Here is a 20,562-nt window from a genome sequence, read left to right as displayed (position 1 = left end):
CTTGGACGGGACACCGTCTTGTTTCAGGCCGGGAGGCTGTTTTCCCGGCGACGGCATCCTAGCAGCCGGGTGTGACTAGAACGCGTGCCGCAGGCCGACGCTGTAGACGTTCTGGTCGTAGCCCGCCGCGCCGAGCCCGTAGAAGCGCTGGCTTGCCAAACCCTTGTTCTGCATCCGCACCAGGTTGGCGATCAGCGCGGTGCGCTTCGACAGGAAGTACTCGGCCCCCACCCGCACGAAGGCGCTGTCGTCGGGCGTGCCCTTCTGGTCGCGCGCCACGTAGTCGAGCGTGAGGTTCATCGGCAGCTTCGGCGGGGTCCAGACCAGCCCGATGTCGTAGGCCGCGGCCTTGGGCACGCCGATGCTGGCGTCGGGTGTGCTGGCCGCGTAGCCGCCATGCAGGCGCCAGCTGCCGGTGGCGCCGGGCTGGAACAGGTAGCTCGCGCCGACCGTCGCCAGCTTCGTCGCGCGGCCCTGCGCGTCGTGCTGGACGCGCCAGGTCGCGCCCGCCTCGAAGGGGCCGCCGGCCGCGTAGTTGGCGGCGATCTCCGAGGTGTGGCCGGTCGTGCCTTCGCCCAGCGCATAGAGCCCGCGCAGCGTCACGCCGCTCCAGTTGGGCGACACGTACTTCACCGAGTTCGGGATCGTCTCGCTGATGCCGCCGAACTCGCCGAACTGGAAGGCGGAATAGCCGGCGAAGACGAAGTAGCGCCCGAGGATGTCGTCTTCGACATCCCAATGGCGGCCCAGCGTCAGCGTGCCGAAGCCGCCCCGCAGCCCCACGTAGCTGCTGCGGTTGAAGAAGGCCGTGGCGTTGGACGGGTTGCCGGTGTCCAGCGAATAGCCCATCTCGAGGTTGAACACCGCGGAGAGCCCGCCGCCCAGGTCCTCGCTGCCGATGAAGCCCAGGCGCGAGGCCGTGACCTTGCTGTTCTCCAGCCGGGTGGTGCTGCCGAGGTTCGTGCCTTCGCGCACGTGGGTGACGTGGACCAGTTCGGTGGCGGCGATGCCGTACAGCGAGACCGACGACGCGTTCCCGGGCGGCAGGCCGCGCGAGGACTGGGCGTGGACCGACAAGGCCAGCAGGAGGAGCGCCGCGGCGCAGGGGAGCCTGTGGAAGAGGTTCATGGTGTGGGTTCGTGAATGAAGAAGAAAAATTGGGGACGTGCGCATCCGCACGGCCGATGGCGGCCGCGTTTAAAAAAGGGATTCGGAAGCTAGGCCTGCAGCGCCGCGGCCGCCATGCGCATGGCCGCGCCGACCGGCGCGATCACCGGCACCGCGAAGCGGCCGGCGATGCGTTCGGCACTCTCGGCCAGCGGGCCGCCGCCGATCACCACCGCCTGCGCGCCGTCCTGCTGGATCGCGAGCGCGACCGCTTCGGCCAGGTACGCGTCCTGCAAGGCAGGGTCGGCGGCCAGGGCCAGCGGATCGCCGGGCGGAATCCGGCAGCCGGTGAAGCAGTGGGTGAGGCCGAGCCGATCGACCGCCGCGGTGATCGCCGGACCGAGGTCGGGGGTGGTCGTCGCGATGCCGAAGCGGCGTCCGCCCAGGGCACCTTCGCGCATCGAAGCCTCGCCGATGCCGAAGACCGGAATCGACACGCTGGCTCGGAGCGCCTCCAGCCCGGGATCGCCATAGGCCGCGACCACGATCGCGCCGACCTCGGCCGCGCGCCGCCGGCCGATCGCGAGCACCTCTTCCACCGAGATGGCCAGTTCCTCGACGGTGGTGATCATCCGCGCGCCGCGCGCGGCGGTCTCGCTCTCGAGCGCGAAGGCCGGGGGCAGGGCACGGCGCGCGATGGCATGCATCATCGCGGTCGTCTCGCGCGAGGTGTTCGGGTTGATCAGCAGAACGATGGGTTTCATGGCGGACGGTCCGGCGCGCGGCGCGGCACTCAGTGGGAGGAAACAGGTCGGGCCGGTACAGCGGGCACCGGTGTGTCGGCCTCGTCGTCGCCGCTGCCCTCGATGGATTTTCCGAAGGTCTCGGGCGCGAACTGGACCGCGAGCGCGAAGATCCCGTACATCACGGCGATCATCCCGAACATGCCGGCCACGCCATGGAGGTCGAACATCTTCCCCGCCGCCAGCTGCGACAGCGCGCCGCCCACCGTGCCCAGTGCCAGCAGGAAGGACACGCCCAGGCCGCGCATGCGCGTGGGGTAGAGCTCGGGTGCGTAGATCCAGATGGAGGTGTTGAGCGTGAGCACGCAGAACTGGAACAGCGCACCGAAGACCAGCACGTAGGCCACGCTGCCGGTCAGGTTGCCGAAGGCCAGGCCCGCGAGGCAGGCCGCGATGGCGCCGAAGGTCAGCACCCGCTTGCGCGGCAGGTTGTAGCCCAGAACGGACGCGGCAATCGCGCCCAGCAGGCTGCCGCTCTGCATCACGATGGTGAAGGCGAAGCTCTTGGTGATCGAGTAGCCCTGCGCCACCAGGATGGTGGGCATCAGCGTGAGCACCGACAGCTGGGCGCCGAAGGTCATCCACGAGGCGATGCCGACGGCGATGGTGCGGCGCGCATAGACGCCGCTGAAGATGTCGCCGATGCGGGTGGCCCGGCGCTGCGGCGCGGTCGATTCGGCATCGGCCGTGATGTATTCACGCAAGGGGTAGCTGCCGTTGGCGAGCTGGCCCGCGGCCAGCATCGACAGCACCTGGTTGGCCTCCTTCACCTTGCCCTGCGACAGCAGGAAGCGCGGTGTCTCCGGAATGAAGCGCCGGTAGAACACGATGAAGACCGCCGGCAGCACCAGGCAGCCGAACAGCCAGCGCCAGGCGTTGTCGCCCGGGAAGATCGCGAACACGCCGAGCGCGAAGGCCGGTGCCAGCATGTTGCCCAGCCCGCCGCCGCCGACGTTGATCAGCCCCACCGCCGTGCCCCGGAAGCGTGCCGAGCAGAACTCCGCCAGCATGGTGACCGCGGTCGTGATCTCGCTGCCCAGGCCCAGCCCCACGATGAAGCGTCCGATCGACAGCACGGTGTAGTTCGGTGCGGTGGCGCAGAGGATGGCGCCGAAGGTGAACAGCGCCAGGTTCACGTTGAGCATGAAGCGCCGGCCCTTGAGGTCGGCGAAGTAGCCCGAGCCCAGCCGGCCCATCGCGGCCGCGATGAAGGTGATGGTGTTGAGGAAGCCGATGTCGGTGGCGCTCAACCCCCACTGCTGGCGCAGCAGCGGGCCCACCAGGCCCACGGCGTTCTGCTCGAACACGTCGAACAGCACGCCACAGACCACCAGGAAGATGATGCTCTTGTGCGACCGCGTCACGCCCATGCCGTCCAGTGCCGTCTCGAGTTGACGCATCTGGGCGGTCTGTGGTGCGGACGAAGAAACGATTGCTTCTCCAGCCATGAAAACTCCTCGGTTCTTAACGTTTTGAAGAGGCGGTCTTGTTCGGAACGCCCAGCCTTGGTGCCTTCACCAAGTCACCGAAAGATGAAATGCAGATTTCGTGCCAGAGTTTCAATGAAAACTGGTTTTCATTGAAACGCGTAGAAACCCGCGTTCCGGGTCCAGGCGCCGATGCGGCCGGAAGCCTGGAAACTCAGGCCGAAGGGGGGCGCGGTGCGGCTTCCGCGCGCAGCTCGGCGAAGGCCTGGTGCGCGGCCTCGACGCCCGACAGGCGCTTGCGGCCCGCCGCGCCGGCCTGTTCCATCACGCGCGTGGCCAGCAGGTCGCACAGCAGCATGAGCGCCACGTGGTTGTCGAGCGGCCCCGGGGCGGCCGAGTGGCAACGGATCACCCATTGCGCGTTCACGTGGGTGCGCGAGAGCTGGTCGGTGACGTACAGCACCTTGGCGCCCGCCGCCGTGGCGCTGCTCGCGAACTGCGCCGCGACCGCCGGGCTGCGCCGCAACGCGAACACCACGAGCACATCCTTGTCGCCCATGTCCATCGCGTACTCGCCCAGGGTTTCACCCGCGCCGGGAATGACCTGGGTGCGCGGCAGCAGCTGCGCGAGCTGCCAGCGCAGGTAGCTCGCGAAGCTGCGGTTGCTGCGGTAGCCGAGGAACCAGACGCTGCGTGCCTTGGTGATCGCCCTGGCGATCTCGTCCACCGTGGATTCGGCGATGTGGCTGAAGGTGGAAGCGATGTTCTGCTGTGCGAGCCGGATGTGGGCTTCGATCGACCCCTCGGGCGCGCCCGGCCGCAGCGCATCGAGGAACAGCGGCGAGCCCTCCGAGCGCTCTTCGCGCGCATGGCGCCGCGCGCTCTCGTAGCTGTCGTAGCCCAGGCGCCGGATGAAGCGCGTCATGGTGGCGTTCGACACCTTCACCAGCGCGGCCAGCTCCGAGGCGTTGTAGCTCGCGAGGTCGCCGGGGAAATCCAGGATGAACTCGCCCAGCCGCCGTTCGCTGGGCGGCAGCGCGTCCAGCATGTGGCGGATCTGGGCGAGGAAGGAGGTGGCTGGGGGGGAGGGCGGGGTGGTCATGGGCGGGCGAGGGCTCGCTTGATCTTATGTCGAGGCCCAACGGTTGCATGCCAACACCGGGTCGCCTGCCGTGGCTTCACGTGCCGCAACCTGTGTCGGGTGCGGCAGTTTTTTGAAAACCATTGGGGCGGCAAGAAGTGACAGCACTGCCGACACCACTGCCCTGGCTTGTCATCCTGACCCAGGTCAACGGTCTGAGGAATGCGAGTGATCACTGCGAAACGGCTTGGCAGCAGCTGATCCGGGACGAATGACGCCCCGTCCCAGGACGCAGCACGGCTGATGACCCGGTCCGTCTCCACCCGCGCAAAGATGTGGCGTCACTTTCGCTCCGGCGGCGGGCTGCGGAGGCGGCTTCGGCTGCCGCTGAAAGAGCGGGGCCTGCGCATCCTGATGTACCCGGCCTCTCGGAATGCATGACGGTCCCGTGACATGCGTTTTTCGAGCGCAGATTCGTACAGCTTTCCAGCGCGGCATCCGTCTAAGGACGAGGCCCTCGCCGCATGCGCGGCGTGAGGGCCACGACCTTCGTCCATTCGTTCGCCCTCGAAAGAAATCTGTCATGTTGTCCCGTCATCCTGCCCCGATGAAGCCCGCCACCCCTGTTCCTGCACGCAGCGATCGGCGCGTGCGGCGGATGAAGCCGCTGGTGCGTGCGCTCACGGTGATGCTCGCCGCCGGTGGCGCGATGCATGCGGCGCAGGCGCAGCGGGCCTTCAGCCCGGCGTGGATGGCGCAGAAGAACGTGGCGCAGAACACCGCGGCGGCGACCGGGCGTCTGCCCAACGGCCAGCCGGTGTCGATGCTCACCAATCCGCTGGCGCAGCAGCAGGCGGCCAACGCACAACTGGCGCGTTCGATCGACAACCTCAACCTCGCGGCGCGCGGCATCGCGGCGCAGCAGGCGGCGCAGGCCGCGGCGCGCGCGGCGGCGCTGGCCGTCGCCTCGAGCGTGCCCGACGGGCTGGGCGAGGGCGGCTTGAAGGTCGACACCAACAGCCTCACGGCCGGCTGGCTCAACGCCAACGCGCCCACGCAGGCCACGGCCGACGGGAAGACTACGGTCGCGATCCAGCAGACCGCCGACAAGGCGATCCTCAACTGGGAGAGCTTCAACGTCGGCAGGAACACCACGGTCGAGTTCAAGCAGCAGGCCGACTGGGCCGTGCTCAACCGCGTCAACGACCCGAACGCGCGGCCCTCGCAGATCCAGGGGCAGGTCAAGGGCGACGGCACGGTGCTGATCGCCAACCGCAACGGCATCGTGTTCAGCGGCACGAGCCAGGTCGACACGCGCAACCTGGTGGCTGCGGCCGCCCACCTCGACGACGCGGGCTTCAAGGCCAACGGCATCTATGCGGCGGGCAACACGCCCAACTTCAAGGACGCGCTGGGCCAGGTCGAGGTGCAGGCCGGCGCGCGCATCACGACCCCGGCGCCGAAGACGGCGACGCAGGGCGGTGGCTATGTGCTGCTGATGGGCAGCGAGGTGCGCAACGCGGGCGCCATCGCCACGCCCGGCGGCCAGGCGCTGCTGGCGGCGGGCGACGGCTTCACGATCCGCAAGGGCGTGGGCACCGACGGCAACCAGGCCTCGACCACCCGCGGCAACGAGGCGCTCGTGACATTGAACGCGGGCAGCACGGCCGGCAAGGTGGTCAACACCGGGCTGATCGCGGCGACCACGGGCGACGTCACGCTGACCGGCCGTGAAGTGCACCAGGACGGCGTGGTGGTGTCGAGCACCACGGTCAACACGCGCGGCACCGTGCACCTCGGCGCGCTCGGTGCCGCCGGCGCCGTGACCCTGGGCGCGGGCAGCACCACCGCCATCCTGCTCGACACTGGCGGCGCCTCGGCGCTCGACAGCCAGCGCGCGGTCCTGGTGACGCCGGTGGTGGACGGCGGCGGCAACATCATCGATGCCGGCAACGACCGGCGCGACCTCTCGCGCGTGGAGATCACCAGCGGCGGCACCGTGGACTTCGCGCGCGACTCGCTCACGCTGGCCACCGGCGGCCAGGTGGTGGTCAACGCTGCGAAGCGAAGCCTGGTGCGCGACGGCGCGGTGATCGACGTCGCGGGCGCGGTGGGCGTGCAGCTCACGATGGAGAGCAACAACGTCAAGATCAACGTGCAGGGCAACGAGCAGCGCGACGCGCCGGTCAACCGCGACGGCAAGGCGCTCAACAGCAACGACGTGTGGATCGACCGCCGCAGCCTGGTCTTCGTGCCCAAGGGCACCAACGGCTACGAGAACGACCGCTGGTACACGGCCGGCGGCCTGCTGGAAGTCGGCGGCTACCTGGGCACGCAGGGCCACACGGTGGGCGAATGGATGGCGCAGGGCGGGGTGGTGAACTTCGGCGGCGCCGAGGTGGTGACGCAGGCCGGCTCGGCCATCAACCTCTCGGGCGGCACGCTGGACGTGCAGACCGGCAAGCTCAACCAGAGCTGGCTCAAGGGGGCCGACGGCCGCCTGTATGAATTGAACAAGGCGCCGGGCGACCTGCGCTACACGGGACTCTACAAGGGCTTCGAGGACACGCACGAGCGTTGGGGCGACAAGGCCACCGAGTACTTCCACAGCCCGCTGATCGCGGCGCGCCAGCGCCTGGAGAACGGCTACACCGTGGGCCGCGACGCCGGCCTGCTGGTGGTGGGCACGCGCAGCGCGGTGCTCGAAGGCGGCATCGTCGGCGACACCTACCAGGGCCCGCGCCAGACGCAGGCGCCCAACGCCGCGCTCGACGGCTACAACCAGTCGCAGAAGGCGGTGGCGCGCGGCGCGCAGCTGGTGGTCGGCAGCTACGCGGCGCTCTACGACAAGAGCACCGGCCTGATGCACCGACGGCTCGATGCCGTGGGCGCGAAGGACGTGGTGCTGGGCGACACCGCAGAGCGCATCGCCGCCGGGCTCGACCTCACGGCCGCGCTGCCGGCCGCGCGCCAGGGCACGCTCTACCTCGACACCACGCTGCTCAACGGCTTCGCGCTGGGCGCGGTGCGCATCGCGGCCACGGGCTCGATCACGGTGGAGGCGGAGCTGACGCTGGGCAATGGCGGCGACCTCACGCTCTACGGCCCGCAGGTGGCCGTGAACGCAAACCTCACGGCGCACGGCGGCCGCATCCGCCTGGGCAACACGCTCACGCAGGCCAGCACCAACTACATCGACGACACCACCAGCCTGGGCGCCGCCGCGGGCCTGCGCGCGGGCGTGGCGGTGACCCAGGGCGTGACGCTGGACACGCGTGGCCTGTGGAGCAACCTGTGGCGCGACCCGGCCGACACGCATGCCATGGCCTGGCGCGACGGCGGCAGCGTGTCGATCCGCAGCAGCGGCGACCTGCGGCTGGCCGAGGGCAGCGCGATCGACGTGTCCTCGGGTGCGGCACTGCTGGCCGACGGCAAGGCGCAGCAGGGCGGCAAGGGCGGCGACATCCGGCTGCAGGCCAACGCCGGTGGCGGCAGCACCGACGGCGTGCTGGCGATCGAGGGCGTGCTGCGCGGCGGCGGCACCACGGGCGGCGGCACGCTGAGCCTGGAGACGAGCCGCGTCCGCATCGGCGGGAGCGCGGACGTGGCCGAGCCCGGCACGCTGGTGCTGGCCGGCAGCTTCTTCGACAAGGGCTTCGGCCGCTACGAACTCGTCGGCGACGGCGGCCTCACGGTGGCCGAGGGCACGCAGGTCGAGGTGACGATGCCGGTGCTGCGCGTCACGCCGGAGGCGAAGAAGCTCGCGACCGGCGCCGATGCCGGCGCAGCGCTGCAGGCCTGGACGCCGCCGCTCTACACCGAGGATGCGGCCAAGGGCGTGCTCAAGCAGCGCGCGGGCGCGAGCCTGAGCCTGCAGGCAGGCACGGCGCAGACGCTGGCGGCGGACCTGCCCAACGTGTCGGCGCTGATCGGGCAGGGCGCGCGGATCGCGGTCGATCCGGGCCAGTCGATCCAGGTGCTGAGCGTGGGCCAGCTCACCTTGCAGGGCACGCTGCAGGCGCACGGCGGCAGCATCGCGCTCAAGAGCCTCGACCTCACGCGGCTCGAGCAGGAGCGCGCGGTGGATGTGGCGCACAGCCGCTCGATCTGGATCGCCGAACAGGCGGTGGTCGACGTGTCGGCCACGCCCGCCACCGCGCTCGACGCGCAGGGCCGGCGCTACGGCATCGTGCGCGACGGCGGCAGCATCGTGGTCGGCGGCGAGATCAAGGAGAGCGACGGCTCGGCCACGGCCGCCAACGGCTTCATCGTGGTGCGCGAGGGCGCGCTGCTCGACGCCTCCGGCACCGCCGCCGTGCTCGACCTGGGCGATGCCGGCCCGGTCGCGGTCGCGAGCCGCGGCGGGCGCATCGCGCTGGCCACGAACAACGGCCTCTACCTGAACGGCGAACTGCGCGCCCATGCCGGCGGTGCCGGCGCGGCCGGCGGCGCGCTGCAGGTCGCGCTGGAATCGCCCGAGGTGCGCACCAGCGCCGGCGTGCCGGGCTACACGCTGGCCGAGAACGGGGTGCGCGGTCATCGCGAACTGGTCATCGGCGGGCTGCAGGGCCCGTCGGACCTGCCGGCCGTGCTGGCCCCGGGCGCGGCCGATGCGGCCTTGGTCTATGGCCACGGCCGGCTGGGCGTGGACACCCTCGCGCGGGGCGGATTCGACACGCTGGCGCTGTTCACCGCCGGCAGCATCAGCCTCGAGGACAACGCCAGCCTGCGGCTGGGCCAGAGCCTGTCGATCTACGGCGCGCTGGTGCTCGCCGCCGGCGCGCGCAGCGATGCGCGCATCACGCTCGAAGCACCTTATGTGCGGCTGGCGGGCATCACGCAGAGCAGCTCTCAGGACGTGACCCGCGGGCGCATCGGCGTCGTCGACACCGGCGGCTGGCTGCCCTCCAAGGCCCAGCTGGAGGTGCGCGCCGGCCTCATCGACGTGCGTTCCCAGTACGCGATGAGCAGCATCCACGGCAGCGTTCCGCTGAGGCCGACAGCCGGCACCCCGACGCCGACCGGGCCCCTGATCGAGCGGCTGGGCTTCGACCATCTCACGCTGGTCAGCGAAGGCGACCTGCGCTTCCTCTCGGACAAGCCGCCATCGCCGAACGGTGCGCCTGTCAGCGGCATCTCCACCCCGGGCGACCTCACATTGCGCGCCGCGCAGATCTATCCGGCCACCGGCGTCTCGGCCTCCATCTACGCGGGCGTGCTGCCGAACAGCCGCTACGCGCCCGATCGCGTGCTGCGCATCGAGCGTCAGGGCGATGCCACACCCGGTGTTCCCTACGCGGTGTTCGGCCAGCTGATCCTCGGCGCCGCGACCATCGAGCAGGGCGGCGTGCTGCGCGTGCCGCTGGGCTACCTGCGCGTCGGCGACGGCAACACCCAGCGCGTCGATTTCCTGCCGGGCAGCCTGACCTCGGTCAGCGGCAACGGCCTGCTGATGCCCTATGGCGGCACGGTCGATGGCCTCAACTACCTCTACGATGGCAAGAAGGTCGAACTGACCGGTGTGGGTGGCACCGACACGCGCGGCCAGACGCTGGTGGCCGGCCTCACGCTCGGCGGCGCGAGTGCCAACGTGCAGGCCGGCGCGGTGCTGGACCTGTCGGGCGGTGGCGACCTCACCGGCACCGGCTTCATCGGCGGGCGCGGCGGCTCGACCGATGCGCGCTACCACCCGCTGGTGCGCAACGCGGCCGACGGCAGCTTCAGCCTGCCGGGGCTCGGCACCAACCCGGTCTACGCCATCGTGCCGGGCGTGCAGGCGCCCCAGGCGCCCGTCGCCGGCGAGCGCGGCGCGGTCGATCCGCTGGTCGGCCAGCAGATCACGCTGGGCGCCGGCGTGCCGGGCCTGCCCGCGGGCACCTACACGCTGATGCCCTCGACCTATGCCTTGCTGCCCGGCGCCTTCCGGGTCGAGCTCAACGGCAGCGCCGCGAAGCAGGCCGCGGCCATGGCCAGCAGCCCGCTGCGCAACGGCTCGTGGTCGGCGGCCGCGCAACTGAGCGTGGCCCGCACCGCCATCGGCGACACCTTGTTCCGCCAGGCCATCCTCACGCCGGCTGCCGTGCTGCGCACCTTTTCGCAGTACGACGAGACCTCCTTCAACCAGTTCATCCTGAGCGATGCCGCGCGCCAGGGCGTGCCGCGCGCGATGGCGCCAGCGGACGCACGCACGCTGCTGCTGAACTTCGTGCCGGGCGCGGGCAAGGCGTCGCTCCAGTTCGACGGCATCGGCCGCTTCGACGCGGCCCAGGGCGGCTACGGCGGCACCGTGGCCGCCATCGGGGGATCGAGCAGCGGGCAGATCGAGATCGTGGGCGCCGGGGCGGCCGCCACGCCGGGCTTCACAGGCGTGACGTTGAGCGCCGATGCGCTCAACCGCATGGGCGCATCGAGGCTCATGCTCGGCGGCCTGCAGTACGTGACCTACGGCCCGGGGGGCCGCATCGTGATGTTCAACAGCGGCGCCAGCGAGCTCACGCTGCGCCAGGGCGCGCTGTTGTCGGCGCCCGAGGTGTTCCTGCTGGCCGACGCCGCCAACGCCGCGATCCCCAGCCACCTGGTGATCGAGCAGGGGGCGGGCATCCACACGCTCGGCAAGGGCCGTGCCGCCTACGACTCGGCGGACGGCTTCGTCTACGCGGGCTCGGCCGGCAGCCTGGTGGCGGTGTCCAACGGCGTGCTCACCATGCTGCCGGTGCCCGCCAGCGTCGACACCTACGGCAACCGCAGCCTGCAGGTCGGCGCCTGCACCGTCTCGCCTTGCGTGGGCGTGACCGAGCTGTATTCCGAAGGCACCATCGCGCTGTCCACGCCCGACCGCTTCGTGCTCGACGACACCGTGCGCTACGGCACGCGCAACCTCACGCTGGCGGTGCAGGGCATCAACGTCGGCGACAGCGCGGCGCTGGCCGATGCGGCCGCGCGCCAGGTGCTGCCTTCGGGCCTGGCGCTGAACCAGGGCGTGCTCGACCGCCTGCTGCGCGGCGACACCCGCTACGGCGCGCCGGCGCTCGAGACGCTGGAACTCAACGCCAGCGGCGGCATGCGCTTCTTCGGCAGCGCCTCGCTCGACACCATCGACCCGGCCACCGGGAAGTCCTCGCTGGCGCGGCTGGTGCTGGGCACGCCCGCCATCTACGGCGCGGGCGACGCGAACGACGTGGCCACCATCCGCACCCAGCACCTGATCTGGAAGGGCGCGCCCGACGCGCCGGCGACCGCGGTCACGGGGGGCGCGGGCACCGGCAGCGGCACGCTGGCCATCGAGGCCGCGCGCATCGAGTTCGGCTACGGCCCCGGCACGCAGCCCACGGGCACCAGCGACGACGCGCGGCTGGCGCTGGGCTTCGCCGATGTGCGGCTCACGGCCAGCGACCGCATCACGTCCAACCACAAGGGCAGCCTGTCGGTCTACCAGTCGCAGGGCGCCTACGACGCGGCCACGGGCTACGCCTACAGCGGCGGCAACCTCACGATCGACGCGCCGCTGGTGACCGGCGAGGCCGGTTCCATCCAGCGCATCACCGCGGGCGGCGACCTGCGCGTGACCCGCACCGCGCCAGCCATCGCGTCGGCCGCCGACGCCGCACTCGGTGCGGAACTGCGCCTCGCGGGCCGCGATGTGCGGATCGACAGCACGCTGGCGCTGCCCACGGGCAAGCTGGTGATCACGGCCCAGAACGAACTCACGCTGACCGGGCGCGCGCAGCTCGACCTGGCCGGGCGCAAGATCGATTTCAACGACGTGAGCAAGTACAGCTGGGGCGGCGACCTCACGCTGGAGAGCCTGGCCGGCAACGTGCGCCAGGCCGAGGGCTCGGTGATCGACCTGTCGGCGCAGAACAACCGCGCCGGCACGCTCAAGGTCGTGGCACTGGGCGCGCAGGCCGGCGTGGTCGACCTGCAGGGCACGCTCCGCGGCACCGGCAGCGGCCATTACGACGCGGGCGGCACGCGGGTGCCCTACCTCGCGGGCGCCGTGGAGATTCGCGCGCAGCGCCTGGGCGATGCCGGCACGCTCGACAGCCAGTTCGCGTCGCTCAACCAGCGCCTCAACGAGGGCGGCGTGTTCGGCGCCCGCACCTTCCAGCTCAAGCAGGGCGACCTCACGATCGGCGACGGCCTCAAGGCCGGCGAGATCAACGTGTCGGTGGACAACGGCAGCCTCACGGTCACCGGCACCGTGGACGCCAGCGGCGCGCGCGTGGGCCAGATCCACTTGGCGGCGAAGAACGCACTCACGTTGACGGGCACGGCCATGCTCGACGCGCACGGCACGCTGCTGCGGGTGGACAGCTACGGCAAGATCATCGATTCGCCCAACCGCGCGATCGTCGACCTGAGCACGCGCGAGGGCGTGCTCACGCTGGCCGACGGCGCGCGCATCGACCTGCGCCACGGCACCAGTGCCGTGACGGGCACAGCGGCTGGCCAGAACGACGGCCGCGCGCGCGGCACGCTGGAGCTCTCGGCCCCGCGCCTGGGGGCCAACGGCCTGCCGAACACGCCTGACGCAGCGGTCTACGGCGACATCGCGATCGATGCGCGCGGCGCGCTCGACATCCGCGGCGCGCGCTCCATCGCGGTCAACGGCATGCAGCGCTACGACGACGCGCCGCTGATCGCCACCCCGGCCGCCAGCGGCCGGCCCTACCAGGAGATCACCCAGGCCTGGCTCGACGGCAGGCACGCGGAGAACACGAAGTTCGTCGATGCCGCGCTGGCCCGTGACAGCCTCGTCAGCCCGGTGAACGGCAAGCTGGCCGGCCTGCGCAGCGCGGCCTATGCCGACGCCCTGCACCTGCGCCCGGGCGTCGAGATCGTGAGCAACGCGGTGACCAACCCGGGCGGCGACCTCGTCGTGTCGGGCGACCTGGACCTGTCGGGCTACCGCTATGCGAGCCTGAACCCGCACACGCAGCAGACCGGCGTCTACGGCTCGGGCGAGGTCGGCACCCTGCGCATCCGCGCGGCCGGCAACCTCGACATCTTCGGCAGCATCAACGACGGCTTCGCGCCGCCCCCCGCCACGCCGGACGACAAGGGCTGGCTGCTGCTGCCGGGCGTGAGCTTCTACGGCGGCGACACGGTGATCCCGCGCGCCGGCGTGGTGCTGGGCGACGGCACCGCCTTCGAGGGCGGCACCGCGCTCAACTTCGACCTGCCGATCCAGTCGCGCGCCTTCGGTGCGGGCATGGTGATCCCCGTGACCAGCGAACTGGCGGCGCCGATGCTGCTGAGCGCGGGCACGGTGCTCGCGGCGAACGTGCGCGATGCCTCGGGCCGGATCCTCCATGCGGCGGGCAGCATCGTCGGCGAGACCGTGACGCTGCCCCAGGGCACGCGCCTGGATGCAGGCATGCGCCTGCCGACGAACGCCACGCTGGCCGCGATGGTCTGGCCCAGGGGCGTGCTGCTGCCGGGCGTCGGCACGCGCTATGTGATGAATGGCAACACGCTGCTGCCGGTGGGTGCGCTGCTGCCCGCGGCCACGAACATCAAGCTGCCGGGCGACGCCACGTCGGTCGACCTGCGCCCCGACGGCACGGGCCGGCTCTGGGGCGCGGCCGCGATGCTGCCCGAGGGCTCGCAGTCGTGGTCGCTGCAGCTGGTCGCAGGCGCCGACCTCGGCGCGGCCGATGCGCGCACGCTGCAGCAGCACCCGCTGGCGGGCGACCTGCGCCTGGCCGACACCCACTACGGCCTGTTCGCCAAGGCGCTGCCGTTCAAGGGCTCGTTCGCGTGGACGCAGCAGGCGGCCGATGACCTGGGCCTCGAGGCAGGTGCAAAGATCACCGACGAAATCGCCCAGCAACTCAGCGAGGGCGCCTACCAGACCGCCGCGGCGCTGTGCGCGGACAACCCGTCCTACTGCGCGCCCATCTCCGCCTACACCTGGACGCAGGCCGCGGTCGACGAGATCGGGCTGCCGGAGATCGTGGCGGGCAAGCCCATCGACGACCAGTGGCTGCGCGATGCCACCGGCGACCCGACGCAGAGTGCGGCCAACTACTGCTCGGCTTCGCCCTCGCATTGCGCCTCCAGCGCGGTGACGGAGTACGAACACCTGCCCGGCAGCATCCGCTTCAGCGTGCTGCGCACCGGCGCCGCCGACCTCGAGTTGCGCGCCGCAGGCGATCTGGCGATGAAGTCGCTGTATGGGGTCTACACGGCCGGCACCTCGTCGCAGGCCACGCAGGCCGGCGATCCGTACAACCTGCCGCGCGCCGTGGGCAGCAAGGGCACGGTGCTGATCGATGGCAACGAAGGCTACGAGAAGCTGGTCGACGGCGGCGCCGACAGCCTGGCGCGTGCCTGGTACCCGAGTGGCGGTGGCAACCTCACGCTGCAGGCCGGTGGCAACCTGACCGGCGACCTGGTGCAGGCCCTCACCGTCTACGGCATGGGCCGTCCCCGGACGGAAGACGGCGGCGTGACCAGCCCCGACACCGCCAACTGGCTGTGGCGCCAGGGCAGCGGCCACACGCTCGGCGAAGGCAGCGACCAGCCGACGGCCTGGTGGATCAACTTCGGCAGCTACGCGACGCGCAAGGACGCCGACGCGCTGGTGGGCTTCACCGGCTTCGGCACGCTGGGCGGCGGCGACCTGCGCGTGGACGTGGGTGGCGATGCGGGCATCGTGGCCAAGCGCGGCGCGGCGGTCCGCAACGAAGGAAACAACCGGCGCAGCGAGGGCCTGGTGCTGGCCGTGGGCGGCACCGGCCGCGTGCTGGCCGACGGCAGCCTGACACTCACCGGCGGCGGCGACCTGCGCCTGCGCGTGGGCGGTGCGCTCAACCCCTTCGCACTGGAATCGCTCAACGACATCCAGGCCAACGGTCTGCTCAATGGCACCATCGTCAATCTGCGCGGCGACGTGCAATTGCAGACCGGCGCCATCGGCACCCAGTCGCTGCGCTATTCGCAATACGTCTCCCTGCTGTCCGAGCGCGACAGCCGCGCCCTCGATCCGTTCGCGGCCGGGCGTGCGGTGGCGCAGGGCGGCATCGTGCTGGTGCCGGGCGATGCCAACTACCAGCTGAACACGCGCGGCGACCTGGTCGTGGTGGGCGCCAACGACGCGGGCCGGGCCGTGCTGCAGAACCCCACGCCCTTCACCAGCGCCGCGGGTGCGGGCAGCGGCGAGGGCTGGTTCACGCTGTGGACGCCCCACACCGCCATCCGCCTGTTCTCGGCCGGTGGCGACCTGACGCCGCAGATGGCCAACGCCGGCACGCCCGACACCGACATGGGCAACGTCTATCCGTCGATCCTGAGCGCGGTCGCGGCCAGCGGCAGCCTCTATTACGGCAGCATGGCCACGGCCAACACGACGGCAGCGGGCGGCGCGCTGGTGCTCGCGCCATCGTCCAACAGCCTGCTGGAGTTCCTCGCCACCGAGTCGATCTACGGCGGCGGCTTCACCGTCAGCCCTTCGGGCGCGGTCGACAGCGCCATGGCCACGCCTTTCCATCCGGCCTTCCAGGGCACGCTGGCGGCCGGCACGGCGGTGAGCAACCTGGCGCGCGCCGGCAACCGCGTGCTGAACGGACGGCCGCTGTTCGCGCTCGGCGCCAACACCGTTTCGGCAGGCAGCGAGCACGGCAGCGAACCGGTGCGCTTCTATGCGGTCAATGGCGACCTGGTGGGCGTGGCCACGGGTCGCATCAACGTCTTCGAGGCCAACGATCCGACGCGCGCCGGCCAGACCTACTACGAGGGCGGACAGCCGGTGTGGATGATGGCCGGGCGTGACATCGTCGGCAGCGGCACGCCCATCGGCCAGGGCATCGGCATCGGCAGCAGTTTCTACACCGCCTACACGACCTCGGGCAACCTGTTCACGCACAGCGACGCGTCCGACGTGTCGGTGGTCGCGGCCGGGCGCGACATCCTCTACAGCAACTTCGGCATCGCCGGCCCCGGCACGCTGGAGATCACGGCCGGGCGCCACATCCAGATGGAAGACCGCGCGGGCGTGACCAGCCTGGGCCCGGTGGTGCCGGGCGACCGCCGGCCCGGCGCGCGCATCGCGATGCTGGCCGGCGTGGGCGCGCAGGGGCCCGACTACAGCGGCTTCCTGGCGCGCTACCTGGGGACGGCAAACCGCGCCCAGGCGGGCCTGCCGCTGGCCGACCAGCCGGGCAAGGTCGTCAAGACCTACGACGCCGAAATGCTCGCATGGCTGGCCGACCCGGACAACGGCCTGGGCTTCACCGGCACGGGCACCGAGGCGCAGGCCTTCTTCGACGCGCTCCCGCCGCAGCAGCAGCGCATCTTCGCGCGCCAGGTCTACTTCGCCGAGCTGCAGGCCGGCGGGCGCGAATACAACGACGGGGACAGCACGCGCTTCGGCAGCTACCTGCGCGGGCGCAACGCCATCGCGGCGCTGTTCCCCGAGACCGCTGCCAATGGCCAGCCGATCGACTACCGCGGCGACATCACGGTGTTCCGGGGCACGCGCACCACGGTCGCCGACGGCGTCAGCACGACCATCGTGCGCAGCGGCTTCGTGCGCACGCTGTTCGGCGGCGACATCCAGCTGCTCACGCCGGGCGGCCGCCAGGTCTTCGGCGTCGAGGGCGAGGCGCCGCCGGCCAGCTCGGGCGTGCTGACCCAGGGCGCGGGCGACATCGCGATCTACTCGCTGGGCAGCATCCTGCTGGGCCAGAGCCGGATCATGACCACCTTCGGCGGCGGCATCCTGGGCTGGTCGGCCGAAGGCGACATCAACGCGGGCCGGGGCTCGAAGACCACGGTGGTCTACACGCCGCCCAAGCGGGTGTACGACAGCTGGGGCAACGTCACGCTGTCTTCCGATGTGCCGAGCACCGGCGCGGGCATCGCGACGCTGGCGCCGATCGCGGAAGTGCCGGCGGGCGACATCGACCTGATCGCGCCGCTGGGCACCATCGATGCGGGCGAAGCGGGCATCCGCGTGTCGGGCAACGTGAACCTGGCGGCGCTGCAGGTGGTGAACGCGGCCAACATCCAGGTCAAGGGCCAGTCGGTGGGCATCCCGACCGTGGCGGCGGTGAACGTGGGCGCGCTGAGCAACGCCAGCGCCGCCGCCTCGCAGGCCGCGGGCGCGGCGCAGGAGGTGCTGCAGCGCGAGCGCATGGCCTCGCGCCAGGCGCTGCCCTCGGTGTTCACGGTGCGGGTGCTGGGCTTCGGCACCGAGGCGCTGCCGTCCGAGCCGGCCGACACCGGTGCGCGCCCGGCCCCCGGTGGCCTGCAGCGCGCGGTGCGCTACGACCCGGACAGCGCCTTCCAGCTGCTGGGCCAGGGCGCGCTCGACCCGGCGCAGCGCGCACGGCTGACCGAAGCCGAGCAGCGCCGGCTGCCGCGCTGAGCGGCTTCCGCACCGGGCGGCGCGCACCCAGCGGTGCGCGCCGCCTTTTTTTTCTTCATGAAGTTTTTGTGACAAACGACAGTGGCGCGTGCGCTGTTCCGTCTTGGATCAGGGCCGCTCATCGCCAGGAGGCGGTGCGCGCCCCACCCACCCGACGACCGACCGCCACCATGCCTTCCTTCCTGCCGCGATCCACGCACGCCATGCCGCGCGCCAGCCTCTGGGCGGCAGGGGTGCTGCTCGCCTGCGCCATGCCGGCCGTGGCCGCGCCCGAGGCCAATGCCAGCGGCGTGTTCCTCAACGAAGAGGGCGAGGTGCTGACGGCCGCGCATGCGGTGGCCAACTGCAAGTCGCTGTTCGTGATCAAGGGCGCACAGGTGGCCGAGGCCCGCGTGCGCGCGGTCGATGCCGGGCTCGACCTGGCCGTGCTGCAAAGCACGCTCAAGCCCTACCTGAGCGCCACGCTGGCCCAGGCCGATGCACTGCCCGCGACCAGCGTCGGCGTGTTCGCCGAAGCCTACGAGACGCTGCGGCGGCTGCCCGACCGCGCGCTGCTGCGCAGCAACGCGATGACCGTGCCCGGCGCCGAGGGCCTGCAGCTGCTGTCGGGCGCGCGGCCCGGCGCCAGCGGCACGGCCGTGCTGGGCGCCGACGGACTGCTGCTGGGCGTGGTGGTCGAGCGCGTGGCCGCGGCGCCGCATGCGTCGGGCCAGGTGCTGAGCCGCACGTCGTCGACCGCGCCGCTGACCGGCGCCACGCAGGTGCGCGCGGTGTCGGTGGCGGCCATCAAGCCCTTTCTGGCGGCGCACGGCATCGCCTTCTCGCAGAGCACCAGCGCGCAGCTGAGCGCCCACCAATCGCCGGCCGCCCGTGCATCGACGCTCTCCGTCGGCGTGCTGTGCGGCGGACCCCGACCGATCGATTCCACGACTGCCCCATGACCTCTTCCTCTGCCTCCTCCTCCTCCTTCTCGACCCTGCGCCGCGGCTGGGGCCGCCTGCTGCGCGCCTGCGGGCTGGTCGGCCTCGGCCTGGCCGCCACGGGCGCGCCGGTGCAGGCCCAGACGCCGGTGCCGCAGCACTGGATCAGCTACGCCAACATGGCCGGCAACCAGCTGCAGTCCACGCTCAGCGATCCGGCCGATGCCGTCGTGCAGCGGCTGCATGCCTGGATGCAGGCGCGGCTGCTGCGCGAAGGCGCGCCGCCCCCGCCGCCGCTGGTGGTGCGGGTCTGGGTCGCGGCCGACGGCCGGGTCGAGCGCGTGGCCTTCGATTCGCTGGGCGACGCGCAGGCCGATGCCGACCTGCGTGCGCTGCTCACCGCGCAGCCGCTGAGCGAGCCGCCGCCGCGCGACATGCGCCAGCCCATGGTGCTGCAGCTCACGCTGAGCTTCACGGCCGCCACCTGAGCGCCATGGCCGCGCGCATGCAAGGGTGGCGCCGGGGGCTGGTCGCGGCGTGCCTGGGCGCCGCGTGCACGCTCGCGCCGGCCGCCGCGCCCTGGCCGGTCGCGGGCTTGCCGGCGCTGGTCAAGGCCCAGGGGCCGGCCGTGGTGCACATCGGCGTCGAGCGCGACGCCACGCCGCCGCGGCGCTACAGCGACCGCGGTCTGCCGCTAGGCACCGAGCCCGCGGCCGACACGCGCAGCTTCGGCACCGGCTTCATCCTCGAGGCCGACGGGCTGATCCTCACCAACGCCCACGTGGTCGCGCGCGGCACGCAGATCCGCGTGACCCTGCCCGACCGGCGCGAGTTCAAGGCGCAGGTGGTGGGGCTCGACGCGGCCTCCGACATCGCGCTGCTGCGCATCGAGGCCCAGGGCCTGCCCACGGTGCGCATCGGCGATCCGGCGCGCGCCGAGCCGGGCGACGGCGTGGTCGCGATCGGCTCGCCCTACGGCTTCGGCAACTCGGTCACCGCGGGCATCGTGAGCGCCAAGGGCCGGCTGCTGCCCGGCGCCGACGCGATGCAGTTCCTGCAGACCGACGTGCCGATCAACCCCGGAAACTCGGGCGGCCCGCTGTTCAACCTGCAGGGCGAGGTGATCGGCATCAACTCGCGCATCTACAGCCGCAGCGGCGGCTACCAGGGCCTGTCCTTCGCGATCCCGATCGACACCGCGATGCGCATCAAGGACCAGCTGCTGGCCACCGGCCGCGTCACGCGCGGGCGCATCGGCGTGTCGGTGCAGGAGGTCGGGCAGGCGCTGGCCGACACCTTCGGCCTGCCGCGGCCGGCCGGCGCGCTGGTCAACGACGTGGCGCCGCGCGGCGCGGCCGAGCGCGGCGGCCTGCGGCCCGGCGACGTGATCCGACAGGTGCAGGGCCGCGAGGTGGTGCAGGCGGCCGATGCGCTGGGCCTGATCGCCGAGCAGCCGCCCGGGCGCACGCTGCGGCTGGTGGTCTGGCGCGACCGCGCCGAGCGCGTGATCGAGGTGCAGGTCGAGGGCTACGACGCGCCCCGGACCGCGCCCGCCGCGCCCTCGGCCCCGGCCCGCCTGGGCTTCGCGGTGCGGCCGCTCGCGCCGAACGAGCAGCAGCTGCTGCGCGTCGAGGGCGGGCTGCTGGTGCAGCGTGTGAACGCGGCCGCCTCGCGCGCCGGCGTGCAGGCCGGCGACCTGATCCTGGCCTTCAACGGCCAGCCCATCGACAGTGCCGAGACGCTGGCCAACGAACTCGAGCTGGCGGACGGCGCCGCGGCCCTGCTGGTGCAGCGCGGCGCGACCCGGCTCTTCGTGCCGATCTGCGCACGGGCGGGCCAGGCCAAGTGCTGAGGC

Annotated in this window: 8 protein-coding genes; 4 read left to right on the top strand and 4 right to left on the bottom strand. The window is 71.8% G+C overall.

Going from position 1 to position 20,562, the window contains the following annotated elements:
- Positions 1 to 75: 75 nt before the first annotated feature.
- From QTI20_RS23225 to QTI20_RS23210, 4 genes are all read right to left on the bottom strand, one after another.
- Positions 76 to 1,128: a porin gene (locus QTI20_RS23225; RefSeq protein WP_286553986.1), complete on the bottom strand. Its 1,053-nt coding sequence runs from the start codon at positions 1,126 to 1,128 to the stop codon at positions 76 to 78.
- 89 nt (positions 1,129 to 1,217) lie between these two features.
- Complete coding sequence (locus tag QTI20_RS23220) at positions 1,218 to 1,871, bottom strand: aspartate/glutamate racemase family protein (RefSeq protein ID WP_286553987.1); 654 nt, start codon at positions 1,869 to 1,871, stop codon at positions 1,218 to 1,220.
- Positions 1,872 to 1,900: 29 nt separating this feature from the next.
- Positions 1,901 to 3,358 (bottom strand): MFS transporter, encoded by a 1,458-nt coding sequence (locus QTI20_RS23215; protein ID WP_286553988.1) that lies wholly within the window; start codon positions 3,356 to 3,358, stop codon positions 1,901 to 1,903.
- Positions 3,359 to 3,551: 193 nt separating this feature from the next.
- Positions 3,552 to 4,439: a MurR/RpiR family transcriptional regulator gene (locus QTI20_RS23210; protein WP_286553989.1), complete on the bottom strand. Its 888-nt coding sequence runs from the start codon at positions 4,437 to 4,439 to the stop codon at positions 3,552 to 3,554.
- Positions 4,440 to 5,025: 586 nt separating this feature from the next.
- On the opposite strand from QTI20_RS23210, the gene QTI20_RS23205 reads away from it, so the two are divergent.
- The 4 genes from QTI20_RS23205 (at position 5,026) to QTI20_RS23190 (ending at position 20,559) form a co-directional block, all read left to right on the top strand.
- The gene (locus QTI20_RS23205; RefSeq protein WP_286553990.1) at positions 5,026 to 17,787 is read left to right on the top strand and encodes a filamentous hemagglutinin family protein; all 12,762 of its coding nucleotides are present in this window, start codon (positions 5,026 to 5,028) and stop codon (positions 17,785 to 17,787) included.
- A gap of 170 nt (positions 17,788 to 17,957) precedes the next feature.
- Positions 17,958 to 18,728, top strand: coding sequence for a S1 family peptidase (locus tag QTI20_RS23200; protein WP_286553991.1), 771 nt, complete (start codon positions 17,958 to 17,960; stop codon positions 18,726 to 18,728).
- Positions 18,725 to 19,195 (top strand): energy transducer TonB, encoded by a 471-nt coding sequence (locus QTI20_RS23195; protein WP_286553993.1) that lies wholly within the window; start codon positions 18,725 to 18,727, stop codon positions 19,193 to 19,195. The genes QTI20_RS23200 and QTI20_RS23195 overlap by 4 nt, the downstream gene beginning before the upstream one ends.
- Before the next feature lie 17 nt (positions 19,196 to 19,212).
- Positions 19,213 to 20,559: a trypsin-like peptidase domain-containing protein gene (locus tag QTI20_RS23190; protein ID WP_286553994.1), complete on the top strand. Its 1,347-nt coding sequence runs from the start codon at positions 19,213 to 19,215 to the stop codon at positions 20,557 to 20,559.
- Positions 20,560 to 20,562 lie beyond the last annotated feature (3 nt).

The organism is Variovorax sp. J2P1-31 (assembly GCF_030317215.1).
Taxonomy (GTDB): Bacteria; Pseudomonadota; Gammaproteobacteria; order Burkholderiales; family Burkholderiaceae_C; genus Variovorax.
This window is presented reverse-complemented; position numbering and strand designations above follow the sequence as displayed.

What these genes read in the sequence shown, in the direction of transcription:
- QTI20_RS23225 (WP_286553986.1), bottom strand. Translation starts at nt 1,128, where the DNA reads ATGAACCTCTTCCACAGGCTCCCCTGCGCCGCGGCGCTCCTCCTGCTG.
- QTI20_RS23220 (WP_286553987.1), bottom strand. Translation starts at nt 1,871, where the DNA reads ATGAAACCCATCGTTCTGCTGATCAACCCGAACACCTCGCGCGAGACG.
- QTI20_RS23215 (WP_286553988.1), bottom strand. Translation starts at nt 3,358, where the DNA reads ATGGCTGGAGAAGCAATCGTTTCTTCGTCCGCACCACAGACCGCCCAG.
- QTI20_RS23210 (WP_286553989.1), bottom strand. Translation starts at nt 4,439, where the DNA reads ATGACCACCCCGCCCTCCCCCCCAGCCACCTCCTTCCTCGCCCAGATC.
- QTI20_RS23205 (WP_286553990.1), top strand. Translation starts at nt 5,026, where the DNA reads ATGAAGCCCGCCACCCCTGTTCCTGCACGCAGCGATCGGCGCGTGCGG.
- QTI20_RS23200 (WP_286553991.1), top strand. Translation starts at nt 17,958, where the DNA reads ATGCCTTCCTTCCTGCCGCGATCCACGCACGCCATGCCGCGCGCCAGC.
- QTI20_RS23195 (WP_286553993.1), top strand. Translation starts at nt 18,725, where the DNA reads ATGACCTCTTCCTCTGCCTCCTCCTCCTCCTTCTCGACCCTGCGCCGC.
- QTI20_RS23190 (WP_286553994.1), top strand. Translation starts at nt 19,213, where the DNA reads ATGCAAGGGTGGCGCCGGGGGCTGGTCGCGGCGTGCCTGGGCGCCGCG.